The 13,954-nt window shown below is 64.8% G+C and carries 14 protein-coding genes and 1 tRNA gene; 2 read left to right on the top strand and 13 right to left on the bottom strand.

All coding sequences use genetic code 11. The features are described 5' to 3' along the window. Positions 1 to 636 (bottom strand): TetR/AcrR family transcriptional regulator (locus tag APM_RS04785; RefSeq protein WP_007422223.1); only part of this gene is annotated, 636 nt, incomplete at its 3' end. Positions 637 to 654: 18 nt separating this feature from the next. Next, complete coding sequence (locus APM_RS04780; protein WP_007422222.1) at positions 655 to 2,454, bottom strand: acyl-CoA dehydrogenase; 1,800 nt, start codon at positions 2,452 to 2,454, stop codon at positions 655 to 657. A 204-nt stretch (positions 2,455 to 2,658) separates the two neighbouring features. Here APM_RS04780 and APM_RS04775 point away from each other — a divergent pair. Then, positions 2,659 to 2,734 (top strand) — tRNA-Ala (locus APM_RS04775). 584 nt (positions 2,735 to 3,318) lie between these two features. On the opposite strand, the gene APM_RS04770 is transcribed toward APM_RS04775, so the two are convergent. The 9 genes from APM_RS04770 to APM_RS04740 all read right to left on the bottom strand — a co-directional run bounded on the left by APM_RS04770 (position 3,319) and on the right by APM_RS04740 (position 10,701). Further along, positions 3,319 to 3,588 carry a hypothetical protein gene (locus APM_RS04770; protein ID WP_138919167.1) on the bottom strand — a complete coding sequence of 90 codons (270 nt, stop codon included), beginning with the start codon at positions 3,586 to 3,588 and terminating at the stop codon, positions 3,319 to 3,321. Next, positions 3,585 to 3,788 (bottom strand): hypothetical protein, encoded by a 204-nt coding sequence (locus APM_RS21365; RefSeq protein ID WP_138919166.1) that lies wholly within the window; start codon positions 3,786 to 3,788, stop codon positions 3,585 to 3,587. The genes APM_RS04770 and APM_RS21365 overlap by 4 nt, the downstream gene beginning before the upstream one ends. Further along, complete coding sequence (locus tag APM_RS21360; protein ID WP_138919165.1) at positions 3,785 to 4,096, bottom strand: hypothetical protein; 312 nt, start codon at positions 4,094 to 4,096, stop codon at positions 3,785 to 3,787. The genes APM_RS21365 and APM_RS21360 overlap by 4 nt, the downstream gene beginning before the upstream one ends. Positions 4,097 to 4,466: 370 nt before the next feature. Next, positions 4,467 to 6,350: an AAA family ATPase gene (locus tag APM_RS19790; protein ID WP_007422219.1), complete on the bottom strand. Its 1,884-nt coding sequence runs from the start codon at positions 6,348 to 6,350 to the stop codon at positions 4,467 to 4,469. Next, the gene (locus tag APM_RS21985; RefSeq protein ID WP_158004990.1) at positions 6,350 to 6,517 is read right to left on the bottom strand and encodes a hypothetical protein; all 168 of its coding nucleotides are present in this window, start codon (positions 6,515 to 6,517) and stop codon (positions 6,350 to 6,352) included. The genes APM_RS19790 and APM_RS21985 overlap by 1 nt, the downstream gene beginning before the upstream one ends. A gap of 111 nt (positions 6,518 to 6,628) precedes the next feature. Then, positions 6,629 to 6,811: an AlpA family transcriptional regulator gene (locus APM_RS04755; protein ID WP_039887790.1), complete on the bottom strand. Its 183-nt coding sequence runs from the start codon at positions 6,809 to 6,811 to the stop codon at positions 6,629 to 6,631. A 37-nt stretch (positions 6,812 to 6,848) separates the two neighbouring features. Continuing rightward, positions 6,849 to 7,622: a hypothetical protein gene (locus tag APM_RS21355; protein WP_007422218.1), complete on the bottom strand. Its 774-nt coding sequence runs from the start codon at positions 7,620 to 7,622 to the stop codon at positions 6,849 to 6,851. 339 nt (positions 7,623 to 7,961) lie between these two features. After that, a complete protein-coding gene (locus tag APM_RS04745) occupies positions 7,962 to 9,179 on the bottom strand; it encodes a site-specific integrase (RefSeq protein ID WP_007422217.1) in 1,218 nt (405 codons plus the stop codon). A gap of 319 nt (positions 9,180 to 9,498) precedes the next feature. Beyond that, positions 9,499 to 10,701: an acyltransferase gene (locus APM_RS04740; protein ID WP_007422216.1), complete on the bottom strand. Its 1,203-nt coding sequence runs from the start codon at positions 10,699 to 10,701 to the stop codon at positions 9,499 to 9,501. Positions 10,702 to 11,166: 465 nt separating this feature from the next. Between APM_RS04740 and APM_RS04735 the strand changes: the two genes are divergently transcribed. Then, positions 11,167 to 11,478, top strand: a complete 312-nt coding sequence (locus APM_RS04735) for a hypothetical protein (protein ID WP_007422215.1) — start codon at positions 11,167 to 11,169, stop codon at positions 11,476 to 11,478. Positions 11,479 to 11,547: 69 nt separating this feature from the next. On the opposite strand, the gene APM_RS04730 is transcribed toward APM_RS04735, so the two are convergent. Beyond that, positions 11,548 to 13,254 (bottom strand): PQQ-binding-like beta-propeller repeat protein, encoded by a 1,707-nt coding sequence (locus tag APM_RS04730; protein ID WP_007422214.1) that lies wholly within the window; start codon positions 13,252 to 13,254, stop codon positions 11,548 to 11,550. A 67-nt stretch (positions 13,255 to 13,321) separates the two neighbouring features. Then, on the bottom strand, positions 13,322 to 13,747 hold the full coding sequence (locus tag APM_RS04725; RefSeq protein WP_007422213.1) for a c-type cytochrome: 426 nt from the start codon (positions 13,745 to 13,747) through the stop codon (positions 13,322 to 13,324). Between the last annotated feature and the right edge of the window lie 207 nt (positions 13,748 to 13,954).

The following is a 13,954-nucleotide window of genomic DNA, read 5'->3' as shown; positions in this document are numbered from 1 at the left end:
CTCGCGCTGGCGCGCAGTGGCGGGTCCGGCCGCGTCGTCCGGCGCGGGGGCGGGCGGGCCGAGTTGCGCGGGGTCGAGCCGGCCCTCGATGAGGTCGCGCGCCGCCTCCTGGTCGAGGCCGAGCGGGTGGAGCAGGAAGGTGAGGCCGATGGCGCGGTCGATCGTGGCGCGGGCGGCGCGGCGGTCGAGCCCGAAGCCGAGATTCTCGCCGATGGCGTGCCAGATGTCGTCGAGCCGGGCGTACCAGTCCTGCGCGAGGCGTCGCCCCTCGGCGCCGCGCCCGCCATGCAGGATGAGTTCGCACCAGGCGAGCGAGCGTGTCCGCTCGCGGCCAAGCGCGTTGAGCACGACGCGGGTGACGAGATCGTCGATCCGCGCAAGCCCGGTCGCCTCGCCGGCGCTGACGCGGCGTTCGAGCCTGGCGAAGGCATCGAGATAGCCGCTCATCAGATGTCGGGAGGCGCTGGCGATGAGGTCTGTTTTCGAGTCGAAATGATATGTCGTCGCCGCGAGACTCACGCCGGCCGCGGCGGCCACCGCCCGATGGGTCAGGCCGGCGACGCCACCTTCGGCAAGAACGCTGACGGCACCTTCGTGAATCCGGTGCCGCGTGCGCAGGCTGCGGTCCTGCACCATGCGCCGCCGCCGCGTGCGCTAGAGGGCGAACAGGGCGGCGGGGGCGTCGAGGCTGGTGGTCTCGAGCGTCGCGCAGAGGGCGAGGCGGGCGATCCCCAGCGGCAGTTCATGCGCCATGAAATAACGGCATGCCAGTATCTTGCCCTCGTGAAAGAGCCTGTCCGGCGTTGGGGGATTGCCTTCCAGCGCGGTGGCCGCGACCAGCGCCTGCCACAGCCAGAGCCAGCCGATGACGACATGGCCGAACGCATCGAGAAACACCGTGGCATTGGCGAGGCGGCGCGGCAGGTCGGCGCAGGCGAGCAGGGCATCGGCGGTGACGCCGAGCTGGTCGAGTGCCGCCACGAGGCGGGCGGCCTCGTTCGCGAGGGCCGGCTGCCGGGCGGCGGTGGCGGCGGTCTCGCGCATCTGTGCGGCGAAGCGGCGCAGCGCATCGCCCTTGTCGCCGCCGAGCTTGCGGCCCACGAGGTCGATGCCCTGGATGCCGAACGTGCCTTCGTGAATGTGGTTCAGCCGGTTGTCGCGATAAAGCCGCTCCAGCGGATAGTCCCGCGTGTAGCCATAGCCGCCGAGAATCTGCATCGCCCATTTGTTGGCCTCGAGGCAATGCTCCGAGGGCCATGATTTCACCACCGGCGTGAGTAGCCCGAGCAGGGCGCCGAGCCAGGCTTTCTCATCCGCGTCCGTGGCGATTTCCTGGCGGTCGACGAGCTGCGCGGCATAGAGGCAGAGCGCCTGCGCGCCCTCCACCGCCGCCTTCTGGGCCAGCAGCATGCGGCGGATATCGGCGTGCTCGACGATCGGCACCGGCGGGGCGGACGGGTCCTTCTGCCCGGCCCTGCGGCCTTGCGTGCGGGTGCGGGCGTAGTCCGCCGAATGGCGATAGCCGGCGAGGGCGGACATGGTCGCGGCATGGCCGACGCCGATGCGCGCCTCGTTCATCATCTGGAACATGTATTCGAGGCCGCGATGCGGCGCGCCGATCAGATGGCCGATCGTCTCGCCGCTCTCGCCGAAATTGAGCAGGCAGTTGGTGGTGCCGCGCTGGCCCATCTTGTGGTTCAGCCCGGCGAGGGCGATGTTGTTGCTCTCGCCGACGGCGCCGCTTTCATCGACGCGGCGCTTGGGCACGAGAAACAGCGAGATGCCGCGGGTGCCGGCCGGCGCGCCGGCGATGCGCGCCAGCACCATGTGGACGATGTTCTCCGATATTTCCTGATCCCCGCCCGAAATCCACATCTTGCTGCCGCGGAGCGAAAACGTGCCATCGGCGCGCGGGGTGGCGGTGGTGGTGATGTCGGCGAGGGACGATCCGGCCTGGGGTTCGGAAAGGCACATCGTGCCGAACCAGCGCCCCTCCAGCATCGGCGGCAGGAAGCGGCGGCGCAGCGGCTCGGCGCCGAAGGCGGCGAGCAGGTTGGCGGCGCCGACGGTGAGGAAGGCGTAATTGGCGACGGCGGTGTTCGCACAGGTGAAGATGCCGCTCGCCGCCGTGTGCAGCACCCGCGGCGCCTGCAGCCCGCCATGCTCCTGCGCGAAGGGCAGGGCGAAGAATCCCGCCTCGGCGCAGGCGCGCAGGGCGTGGCCGGTGCCCTCCGGCATCTCCACCCGTCCGCCGACGAAGCGCGGCTCGTTGGCGTCCACCTCGGCGGCGATGGGCAGGAAATGGTCCTCGGCGATCTGCTGCGCGGTGTCGAGCATCTGGGTGCAGGCGTCGCGGTCGAAGGCGGCGAAATGCGGATGGCGGAGCAGCTCCTCCATGCCGAGCAGGTCGAAGAGGATGAAGTCGAGGTCGCGGCGGTCGACGATCATGGACATGGCGGTGGCTCCCGGATGCGGGGCGCAGGATACCGGGGCGGAGCGGCGCTGTCGATCCGGAATTGAACGGTTGTACGGTTTTCGGGCGGCGCGGCGGGGCGGCGGGCGGCGCTGTCTTGCCGCCGTCACAAATCATGGCGGGTTTGTCCTCCGATGCCCTTGCCGCGGGCGCGAACTCGGTCTAATAGGGCGCTCACGCACGGTGGGGCCATAGCTCAGTTGGGAGAGCGCCTGAATGGCATTCAGGAGGTCGTCGGTTCGATTCCGATTGGCTCCACCAACGTTTTCAAGCGGTTGTGCAATACATTAGCAAAAATTGAATATATTCGGGATACCAATGGGACCGCACTCGTCGGCAAATTGGCGTCTCCGGTCGCTTCCGAATGACGGTTGCGTGATCGTCTCCGCCGCTGTCGATTCGTCCGCCTCGCCGGTCGGGGATCAGGGGGGTTAGGCGAGCAATACGCATACACGCACGCGCGTAGGGGTGTATCCTTTTGTTCGGTTACGGGCTGGGGCGAGGTCGCACCTCCACCCCGGCAACTTTGGGTCCTCCCCAGCCATGCGACCGGCGGGGATTTCGCCCGCCCTGTCTCCGGCTTGATCTAGGTCCGCAAAACTTGTCCGCAGTCCGCACCGGGGGTGGCCTTGCTTTCTGCCTGTAGAAACAGCAGCGGCGCGGGCTTGGCACTTAATGGCACTTTGCGATGATCCAGCCGGGGGGACTGCCTCCCGGATCGGCTGGGATAATTCCGCACTCTTTTTTAGGGAGTGCAAAAACGCTGCCCCCCCGCGCGTGTTGGAGTGTGGTGTTTCGTGCAACATCACGTCACGCCTATGCCCATTGAGACGCGCGCGCGCCGGTTACGCGCTCTCCGCCCGCTCGACTGCCCCCAGCCGGTCAGGCTGATAGCCTCTCACCCGGATTGCAGGATTTCCGCGCCTTTCGCGCCATTGCTTATGCTTCCAGCCGGCGGCGGAGAGGATCGCGCCGATCTCGGCGGGCGTGACATGCCAGGCCGGGAACGCAGCGCGGCAAGCGGCGGTCAGGGCGGGTGTCGCAACCCGCCCCTCCCCGGATGCAGCGGCCAGCGCGCGGGCCAGCAGCAGCACAAGCCCGGCGTCGTCCCTCATGGTCCGGGCTCCAATGTGAACGCCAGCAGCGGGGCCAGATCAAGGGCGGCGGCCTCGATTACGGCGGGATGATCGGCCCTCGGCGTCTCGCCCAGCCGGGCTAGCAGTTCGCGCCATTGCCGATCCAGCACCCGGATTGCGGCATCGTGCGACCGGCGGGCGGAGACGATCCGGGCGCGGAGTTTGGCCTTCGTTGTCATGTCCGCACCTCCCGCACCTGCCCAGCGCCCAGCGGCGGATGGCACGCCATGCAGCGCCAGCCCTTCGGCCTCTCCGCCTCGCACCACCAGGACGCACCCCGGCAGCACCGGCACCGCGCGCCGGGCGTCGGCTGGATCGTCGGATCAGCCCAGCTTACCGGCATATCGTGCGGCACCGCCGCCGCCGTGTCTCCCGATCCCTCCGCGATTACGGCGGCGCGTTCGGTCGCGTCATGCGCGGCGTCGTTCGGGTCTCCGGGCCAGCACGCGGCACATATCCACCCCTCGGGATTAACCACCTCGATCATGGGACCAGACGCAGCACCGCAACGGGCGCAAGAGGCAGAGTTTATGCCCCTTTTCTCATTGATTCTCGCAGCTTTCTCATCACCATGAGAAACGTGAGAAACCCTTCCCGGAAAATTCTCATCCGGTATCGTAACGATACCCCCCATGAGAATCCCTGAACCCGGCGGATTTCCTAGGTTTTTTGGCGATTTTCTCACGTTCTCATCCCCTAGAGAATGAGAAATGAGAAAATGCGAGAATCCCCCGCCTCCCTCGGGTGAGAATTGGCGGAAACCCTCACTTTTCTCATGAGAAACCGAATGAGAATTTTCATGAGAAAACCGCGCGGCGGTGATCAGGTCCGCCCGCCGCCGGGCGGCTTTCAACAGGTCAGGCATCGCGCCCGCCTTTCTCGTAATCCGCCTTCCACCGATAGACGGTTGCGGTTGAGACGTTGCACGCGGTCGCTATCTCGGCAGGCTTCGCGCCCTGCCCGAACATCTCCCAGGCGAGGGCTTGCTTGCTCTTGGCAAGCGGGGTGACGTGCCAGGCCGCGCCAGCGTCGCTAAGCCGCAACGTCGCCTCAAAAGGCGCGGCATCCTCGCCCTGAAAGCCGCGCGCCTTCTCAAAGTGCCAGTGAAACCGCGCCCCTTCGGTCGCCTCGTATTCCTCGGGGCGGCGAAGGGCTATCACGGTGTCGAGGATATCCTCCCGCCGGGAGGTCCCCCGCTGTTGTCCGCCCTTTCCGGCGTGATGCACCAATAGCGTTGACGTGCCACGGCGGCGGAGAGACAGAACAAGGTCTTGCAGCGGTTGCCACCCGTCCGCCTCGTTTTCCTTGTAGCGGGCGAGGCTGGATAGGTTGTCCAGCACGACAAGCGCCATACCGTCAGACAATTCCTCGATCAGCCCGCGCCCGTCAGGTGAAGCAAGATCAGGTAATCCATCCCTGAAATGATCCGCCGGGAGAAATTGCAGATAATCGGCGGCGGGCGGCTCCCGGCCCATGCCTAGCGCAATGGCGGCTAGTCGCTCTTGGAGCGTGACCAGCGGCATTTCACCGTCAACGAATAGGACGCGGCGCGGCTCCGGCGCGCGGCCCTGTAGCGCCTCGCACCCGGCGGCAACGGCATAGGCGATGGATAGGCTTATCCAGGTCTTGCCGATACCGCGCGGCGCATAGACCATCGCGCTCCCGGCTTCCGGCAGATACGGCCTCAACAGCATCCGGCGCGGCGGAATGTCCATTGCCAGCAGGTCCGCCGCCGTGATCGGTTTCGGTCTCGGCCCCTTTGGAGCATTGCGCGTAATCTCGCTCGGCTTGCGCCAGCTAGGCAGCGCCTCGCGGGCCATGTGAAACAGGCTTCCGGCTCCGATCTCGCCGGGCGGGGAGCGGTGAAAACCCTCCCAGGCAGTGCGGCAGCTTGCCGGGGAATGGATTCCATCCGTTGCGCGCGCGGACCATGCGGACCATGCGGCGAAACCCTCGGGGCTACCGCTCGTCGCGTGCCACGTCGCAAGCCCGATCCGTGACCACCTATCCCAATTCCGTCCCGGATTCGGGATAGCGGCGAGTGCGGCGGTCACGTCGAGCGGATCGGCGGAAGGGCCTAGCGCGCTGGGGATATGCGGGGCCTCAGCGGCTTCCGTTGCCTCTCCCGGCACGGCGGAAGCCTCCCCCCCGATCATGCCCCCAGCGGCCTCTAGGAACGCGCTCAACGCGGCTTCCGTGATCGGCGGCAGATCGGCGCGGGGGATTGTATCGAGCGGGCTGGGGGACCATTGCAGCGGCACCCCGGACGGATGCAGTCCGAACCCGACAAACTGTTGCCCATACCCCAGCACTTCGATTAGGCCGCCGTCCCCCTTCACTTGCAGCTTGCCCGGCTTCCCCTCGGCAGCGCGATAGACCAGCAGCACGCGGTGAGAGTTGGAACGGGAGCGGGTCGGGGTTTCCCCCAGCATTGCCACGGCCAGCTTGTGCAGCCGGTCGGCAAGGTCCGGGTCGTCAACGTCGATATCGACGGCGCGGAGACCGTCGCACAAAATGCCGGTGTTCCTTGCCCCCCTCTCCGGCGGCCTCGATACGCAACCGGGCGGGTCTTGGCGGGCAGTGTTCTGCCACCCGTCGCCCATAGGCCGCTTGCCGGGCGATGCTCCGGTATGATCGATGTTGTAAACCGGCACCGGCCTATATCCGGCTTCCCATAGACGGGCGCGGAGTTCGGCAACGGCATCGAGGTTAGGCGCGGCGGGGATCGTGGTTCCGTCCATCAGCGTGCCTCCCGCCGGTCCAGCCGGGCGAAGCCGATCATCCGGCTTTCAGCCTTGGCAATGCGCGCCCAGATGCAGGGGCGGGGGGGTTTCGGCTTTACGGTCAACGTCCGCTTGCGCGGGCTTTCGGGGTAGCGGGTAATCAGGGACTCGGGATAGCGTGTCATTGAAAAATCCTTAGATTTTTCCTTGCTTTCTCCCGCCGCGGATCGTATCTCTTGCTTGTCAGTGATACGAATTTCCGGGGCCGGTTCCGCAAGGGATCGGCCTCTTTTTCGTCAGGCGGCGTGCTGGGTTTCGATGCGGCGCGTGACATACGCAGCCAGATCGGCGCGGCGATACAGGACGCGGCGGAGCCCGATCCGAACGCGGGGGAGGTCCGCAATCCGGTCTAGCGTCCGGTCAGAGATTTTCAGGAAAGCCGCCGCTTGCTTGCGGTCCAGTAGGTCGGTCTCGGTCATGTTATTTCCCTTCGATGGAAACCATGACGACTAATAATCACTCATCTTCAAAGAAGTCGTCAGGACAAACGTCCGGCGCTAATTGTCCTACCAAGACTGACTCAGCGGTGACTATTTTGGCGATTTCCAATAAGCTTCTACGATTAGCTATTCGCTTTTTATGAGCGATAGCTGATCGTTTCAGGCTTTGTGCAATTTGAAATTCAGATAGACCGCGATAACCTATCCAATGTAGCGCCTCGCGGATGATACGGATCAATGGCGTTCTTTCGGAAAACGATGTTTCTCGTGGAACGTTAAATCCGATTTTCTCAAACGCCACGGAAAAAAGGGAGACGAGCATACTTGCGTCACCTATCCAAGGCTCAGCTATATTTTTTCTCACCTGAGAAAAAAAGCTTTCTCCATTTTGCATTTTTCTAGATACAATTAGTAATTCTTCTTCTATTTTAAGATTATCGAGCATTTTTTCTCTTGCGAGAATTAACTCAGGGACACGATCAATTACTTCTGGCCGCACAATATTGCGGCTTAATTCTCTTTTTGCAGCCTCAATTAGAGGCGGTAATTCATTGCCGATAATCCTAAGCGCATCATTTAATTTACGATATCGTTTCAAATTCTCTTGTTGCTTTTTAGGGGCCTTTCTCACGGATCGTTGCATATATATCCATATTGCAATGGACTGCATTTCCCGAAGCAGGGCCTCTACGTCGAAGTCATTGTTGGCTCGGGTTATATGTTTCTCGATCCAGTCAATAACCGGGGGAAATGGTGGCGGAAGGATGCGTAATTCGTCTCGGTTGCTCACGCCACCGTCTCCGCGACCGTCCGCTTGATCGCCAACACTGCCGCGCGGGCCACAAGGGCGCGCTGTAGCGGCGTGGCAGCCATTGCGCGGAGTTCGGCACCATGACGGGCCAGGACGGCCTCTAGCCCGCCCAGCGTGGCAGGACTGCCGCTCTCAGCCGGTTTCGTGGTATGGATCGCTTGATCCTGTCTCATAGTAGCCTCCAACTGCTTACGGGATCATCGCCGGGGCGGGGGTCCAGCCCGCTCCGGCACTCCCGGCTCGCCGCTGCACCGCGCGGCCCGGCATCCCCCTTTTGTCAGTTTTGGCAGTCCTTCATCTGGGGGGTAGGGAAAAATTTCATCCCGTTTTCGGCTTGCGCCTCCCGCTTGCGGGCATCGCGATTACCTCCGCCGGTTCCGCGCCTTTCATCAGAGCGGCAATCCGGTTGCCGGTTCGATCCGCCGCCGCTTGTGCAGGATCGGCGGCAAGATGCGCGTAGCGTTCGGTCGTCACGGATTTCTTGTGGCCCAGCAGTTTTCCGACAATGAACAAGCTATCGCCCCCGCCAATCGCGGCACTGGCGAAGCTATGGCGGAGGTCATGAATCCGAACGTCCCCCAATCCGGCGGCGTCCCTGATCCGGTTCCATATCTTCCAGATACCGACAAAGGGAGCGGCGGGGCGGTCGCCGGGGATGACGTAGGGATTGCCTTCCAGGCGGGGGATGCTTGCCAGAATGTCGAGGGCAGGGGCGGGGAGAAACAGGTTTTTTGCCCCGGTCTTGGAATCCCCCAGCCGCGCAACGCCAGTTTCAAAATCGATCACATCCCAGCGAAGGCTAAGGATTTCGTCTTTCCTCGCACCCGTCAGCAGGTAGAGCCGGATTGCCGTGATCGCGCGCCAGTCCGCCGCGCCCGTTGCTTCGGCGGCGGCGAGGGCATCCCCCAGCCGAGTGATTTCATCCTTGTCCAGAAAGCGTTCGCGCGGCTTCTCTTTGTATTTCGTGATGTTCCGGCAAGGGTTTGTCCCGTCCGGGCGTTCCCCGATCCGTTCGGCCCAGCCGAGAATTGACGATATCAGCGCCAGCACCCGGTTAGCGGCAACCGGCTTTTCGCGCATGGTGTGGTGCAGCTTGGCGATATCCTGCTTTGTGATGCTCGGGAGCCGGATTCCACCGATAGCGGGCAGGACGTGAAGGGCGAGGTTGCGCCGATCCTCGGTCACGGTGCGGGGCTTTTTGTGCAACTCCGCATATTCGGCCATGTAGCGTTCGGCAAAGTCGGCAAAGGTCACGGCGGCCTTCTCCGCCCGCTTCTCGGCAACCGGGTCTTTCCCTGCCCGGATCAGCCCTAGCAGTCGTTCCGCCTCTCGCCGCGCGCTCTCCGGTCCCCAATAGCCCCGGCCATGCCGTCCTATCGTCATCAGGGCTTGGCGGCCATTGATCCGGGTCTTGAGAAAATAGGACGTGTCCCGCACCCGGCAGCGAACGCCAAAGCCCCGCACCTCGGTATCAAAAACCTGATCGCCGGGCTTCAGCTTGTTAACCAGTTCGGCGGTGATGCGCTTGGTAGCCATGCCTTCGCCTTCCGTCCAATGGATACCTCAAAACACGTATGGGATACCGCGTCATGCAAAGACACGCAAGAACGGGAGCAGACAGGTCTAGGTAAATGGCAGCTTTTTTCTAAGCCTGTCGTCCCCTGTCGAGGCCGATAACCAGAATGGCATTCAGGAGGTCGTCGGTTCGATTCCGATTGGCTCCACCAGCGTTTTCCAGGACATGACCGACGTTTCGCGGATGCCGTGGCGGCATGGCCGGTCGCGCGGTTGCGTGCGGCCCTGATCGGCCGGCATCCGTGCAAGTCGCACCGGGGCCCTGGCCGACCCGATCGGGTCAGCTGCTCAATTCGCCTGGCACGGGAGCGAGGAAGGGCGGGCTGCGGCGGCTGAGGCGCACCGCCAGCCGGTCCACATGGCGCTCGAACAGGACCGCGACCGGCAGGGTGGCCGCGAGGCCGGCGATGAGCGCGGCCAGGCAGCCCGGCACGGCGCCGGACCGTGGCGCGATCAGGTTGAACACGCTGCACCCGATGGTCGCCATGACCGGGAAATGCACCAGGTAAAGGCTGAACGAGATGCGGCCGAGGAACTGCGGCAGGCGGCGTTCCAGCAGGTGCTGCGCGCGCGGCAGGTGCAGCACGCCGAGGAAGATCAGGATCGCGCCGACCTGGTTGGAGAAGTGAAACGGATCCGGCGGGTGCTGGTGGCGCAGCAGGCTGTGCAGCAGCAGGATCGGCGCCGGCGGGATCAGGCGGCAGAGCAGGATGCCGGCGGCCAAGGCGAGGATCGCGAGGCCCTGGCGCAGGCGCCCGGGTGACGGCCGGCGCAGGCCGGCAAGCGCGTAGCCGAGGGCGAAGAGGAACCACTGGCTCGCCCCGAGCCAGAGGGCGAGGGCGGCGATGACGTAGGGCAGCAGCGCGCGCCGGCGCCGCTCGACATAGCTGAGGCCGAGGCAGAGCACCGATCCGGACAGTGCGACATTGAGAGTCCAGGTCGGCGGATCGAAGGCGTGCAGGAGATCCGGCATGGGGATGAGGTGGCGGAGGAACGGAAAGCCGTTCGCCCCGGCATAGCCGGTGAGGACGCTGTTCAGGATGGCGTCGCGAAGGACGGGTCCGGGGGCGGGCGGGGTCGCGAGCAGGATGCCCAGCCAGTGCGTCGAGCCCGAGAGGGCGGCGGCATGGAGATGCGCCTGGTCGTCCAGCGACAGCAACGCGCCGGCGAACAGCACGGCCGCGGAAGCGGGCAGGCCGAGGCGCACAAGGCGGCGCCAGAGGCCGGAGGCGAAACCGTCGATCCGGGCGAAGGCGCGCCGCAGCACGTAACCGCTGAGCAGGAAGAAGATATACACGGCGCTGTAGCCGTTGATCAGGAACACGGCGGGAGAGCGGGCGATGGCGGCCTGCCAGCCATGGGAGGCCAGGAGGTCGGCGGGACCCAGGCCGGCCATCGCAAGGACCGGCAGAAACGCGCTCACGTAGTGCAGAAAGACGACCTGGAGGGCGGCAAGGCCGCGCAGACCGTCAAGGAAAGCCACCCGTTCGGATTTCAGTGTCCGCTCCATCGAAAGCTTTAATTGTTGTTGATCTCATTGGTAAATTTTCATGTCAATCCACGGCATGATTTTTCAGTCATAATCGGGAAAATTGCTTCCATTGATAATTCCGGCAGCTCATCTCGACCCATTGTCTTGCGGTCGACAATACAAGATGTTCTCATGTCTTGGCAGCTTCGCGCGATCGCTCCGGGTGAACAGGGGGCGAAAGCATAAATCTCCTCGGAAGGCATGTTCCCTCGCCACGACACGGAGCGCCACGGGCGGGCCGCCGGCATGATCCGTCCCGCACGGCATCCCGTCGCGGCATTGAAACGATAATCAAACGGCATTGGATTCATCGAGGCGCCGCCGGCATTTTTCAGGAGCCGCACGCGGCGCCACGGATCGGCGGTTGCGGGAGACGGCGGGGACGATCCGCTTCGCGGATCCGACAAGGAGGACACCATGAAGACACTCATTCTGCTCGGCGCCCTTGCTCTGGCCGGGACGGGCACGGCATTCGCGCAACAGGGCAACGCGGGCACGCGCCTGACGCCGCAGCAGGCGACGACGATGAAGGCGGACCTGACCCAGGCGCAGGCGCTGGTCGCCAAGATCAACCGGAGTTACCACACCGACTTCGCCATCGCGCCGAAGATGGAGCACGAGGCGATGATGCACATGGCGCGCGCCGAGATGGAAATGGCGAAGGCGATCATGGACCTGCAGATCAACTTCAACCCGAGCCCGCTCGGCGGTTTTTCGGGCGGCAACTGACCGGCCGGCCCTGGCACAAGAAAGGCCGGAGCGCGATGCGCTCCGGCCGTGTTGCCGGCGTGAAGGGTCTTACTTCTTCGGCAGGGCGAAGATCGCCACCGCGTCGCCGTAGGGGTAGCTGAGCTGGAAGTTGCCGCCGGCGGCCACCGCGACGTATTCGCGGCCCTTGACCGAATAGGCGATCGGCGGCGCGTTCACGCCGGCGCCGAGATTGAAGCGCCACAGGCGCTTGCCGGTCTTGGCGTCCATCGCGTCGAACCAGCCATTGCCCTCGCCGGTGAAGACGAGGTTGCCGGCCGTGGCCAGCACGCCGCCCATCATCGGCTGCGGCACCGTGTCGTTCCAGGCGATCTTGCCGGTATCGACGTCGATCGCGGTCAGCGTGCCGTCCTGGATGCCGTGATCGACATTCTTGAAGGTGCTGCCGAGGCGGATCTGGCCGGGGATCGCCGGGCTGCTCTTCTCGTTGGTGAAGGTCATGAGCTGGTTCATGCCCATCACGTAGACGTCGCGGGTGATCGGCGAGAAGGCCGGCGGCGACCAGTCATCGCCGCCATTCGCGCCCGGCAGCATCTGCACGCCCTTCGGCGTGGGCTGCGCGAACATGTTCTCCTGCTTGTCGAAGGGCTGCGACTTGCGGATCAGCTTGCCGGTCTCGCGGTTGACGATGTAGTACCAGGCGGTCTTGCCGGCCTCGCCGACGGCGGGGACCATCTTGCCGTGGTCCTTCACGTCGATCAGCATCGCGTTGCTGACGGCGTCGTAGTCCCACACGTCGTGCTTCACTTCCTGGTAGTACCAGACGAGCTTGCCGGTGTGGATGTTCAGCGCCACGATCGAGTCGGTGTAGCGGTTGTCGCCCTTGCGCGCCGCGCCGTTGAGGTCGGGGTTCGGGTTGCCGGTCGAGAAGATCACGAGGCCGCGCTTCGGATCGACGGTCGGCGTGGTCCAGACGGTGCCGCCGCCGGTCTTCCAGGAATCGCCTTCCCAGCCGGCCTTGCTGTCGGTGGTGTGGAAGCGCCAGATCTGCTTGCCGGTCTGCGCGTCATACGCGGCGATGAAGCCGCGGATCGGCCACTCGCCGCCGGCGCTGCCGATGATGACCATGTTCTTGTAGACGGTCGGCGCCATCGTCTCGGAATAGCCGTAGCGCGGATCGGCGACCTGGGTCATCCATTCCTGCTTGCCGGTCCTGGCGTTGACCGCGATCAGGTGGTCGTCCAGCGTCAGCATGTAGACCATGCCGTTCGAGGCGGCGGCGCCGCGGTTCACCGGGCCGCAGCAGATCTGGATCTGGCCGTCGGTGTAGGTGTAGGTCCACAGCGTCTGGCCGGTGGTCGCGTTCATCGCGATCAGCGCCTGCTTGGAGTTCACCATCGGCGTGGTGAGATACATGATGCCGTTGACCACGATCGGCGTGGTCTCGAAGCTCGCGCTGTAGCCGGTCTGGGCGATGGCGACCGGGGCGAGGTCCTTCACGTTCGCGGCGTTGATCTGCTTGAGCGGCGAGAAGCGCGAGTTGTCGTAGTCACGGCCGGAGACCAGCCAGTTCGCGTCCGCCTTCGGCGCCGCTTCCAGCATCTTGGTGGTGACGCTGACATCGCCGGTGATGGTCTTGCCGACGACCGCGGTCTTGCCGCCGGTCTCCGAGCCTTCGGCCTGCACGGCGCCGGCCTGCGCCGTCTGCGCCAGCGCGAGGCCGAGCAGCGCCGCCGCCGGCAGGGCGGCGAGACGCAGTCGCCGCGCGAGGCGGGAATCGTCCGTTTTCGTTGTCATTCGTGAGTTTCCCCTGTGGTTTCAGCCAGATCCGGCCGCCTGGGGCGGCCGGCGGTTCCGCCCTGCTTCAGGACTTGCCGGGATAGGGCAGCATCTTGATGCAGGAGGCGGTTTCGGCGTCCAGCTTCGTGCTGCCGGACGGATAGCCGTTCTGCTGGAGGATGTGGGCGAAGATCGCGTCATACTCCGCGGATTTGAGGCTGCCGGGCGCCTGGTAGGGCATCTGCGACTTGATGAAGGCGAGCAGCTGCGCGCCCGTGATCTTGGTGAATTCGAGATAGGACTTGAACTTCGCGCCACCCAGCGCCGGGCCCGACCCGCCGGAGAGGTTGGTCATGTGGCAGGCGGCGCAGTTCGCGTCGTAGAGCGTCTGCCCGGTCGCCGCCTGGGCGGCGGTGAAGTCGCCGCTGGCGCAGCCCGCCTGGGCGAGGCCCGGCAGCGAGAGCATCGCCGCGGCGGCCGCGGCGAGCAGGGCCCTGTGTCCTTTGGTCATGAATGTTCCCCATGTTCGGTTCGCCCGCGACCGGGCGGTGTTCTCATATTCGTTACGCGGCAGGTATATGAACCCTTCCATCCTGTAAAGCTGCGGTAATCCCGGCGAGAGAGACTGTTCCGCTTCGCCACGCCCGCGCCCCGCGGCGTCTGGCCGTGCGGGCGGGAATCGTCGTAGCCTCGCGCGAAACCGGGAATCGAGGAGAAG

The sequence above is a fragment of the Acidiphilium sp. PM genome (assembly GCF_000219295.1).
In the GTDB taxonomy this organism is placed as follows: domain Bacteria; phylum Pseudomonadota; class Alphaproteobacteria; order Acetobacterales; family Acetobacteraceae; genus Acidiphilium; species Acidiphilium multivorum.
This window is presented reverse-complemented; position numbering and strand designations above follow the sequence as displayed.

Bases quoted from the DNA above. Each gene is read 5' to 3' on its own strand.
- APM_RS19790 (WP_007422219.1), bottom strand. From the start codon at position 6,350: ATGGACGGAACCACGATCCCCGCCGCGCCTAACCTCGATGCCGTTGCC.
- APM_RS04755 (WP_039887790.1), bottom strand. From the start codon at position 6,811: ATGACCGAGACCGACCTACTGGACCGCAAGCAAGCGGCGGCTTTCCTG.
- APM_RS04735 (WP_007422215.1), top strand. From the start codon at position 11,167: ATGAAGACACTCATTCTGCTCGGCGCCCTTGCTCTGGCCGGGACGGGC.
- APM_RS04770 (WP_138919167.1), bottom strand. From the start codon at position 3,588: ATGAGGGACGACGCCGGGCTTGTGCTGCTGCTGGCCCGCGCGCTGGCC.
- APM_RS04730 (WP_007422214.1), bottom strand. From the start codon at position 13,254: ATGACAACGAAAACGGACGATTCCCGCCTCGCGCGGCGACTGCGTCTC.
- APM_RS04745 (WP_007422217.1), bottom strand. From the start codon at position 9,179: ATGGCTACCAAGCGCATCACCGCCGAACTGGTTAACAAGCTGAAGCCC.
- APM_RS04780 (WP_007422222.1), bottom strand. From the start codon at position 2,454: ATGTCCATGATCGTCGACCGCCGCGACCTCGACTTCATCCTCTTCGAC.
- APM_RS21365 (WP_138919166.1), bottom strand. From the start codon at position 3,788: ATGACAACGAAGGCCAAACTCCGCGCCCGGATCGTCTCCGCCCGCCGG.
- APM_RS04725 (WP_007422213.1), bottom strand. From the start codon at position 13,747: ATGACCAAAGGACACAGGGCCCTGCTCGCCGCGGCCGCCGCGGCGATG.
- APM_RS21360 (WP_138919165.1), bottom strand. From the start codon at position 4,096: ATGATCGAGGTGGTTAATCCCGAGGGGTGGATATGTGCCGCGTGCTGG.
- APM_RS21985 (WP_158004990.1), bottom strand. From the start codon at position 6,517: ATGACACGCTATCCCGAGTCCCTGATTACCCGCTACCCCGAAAGCCCG.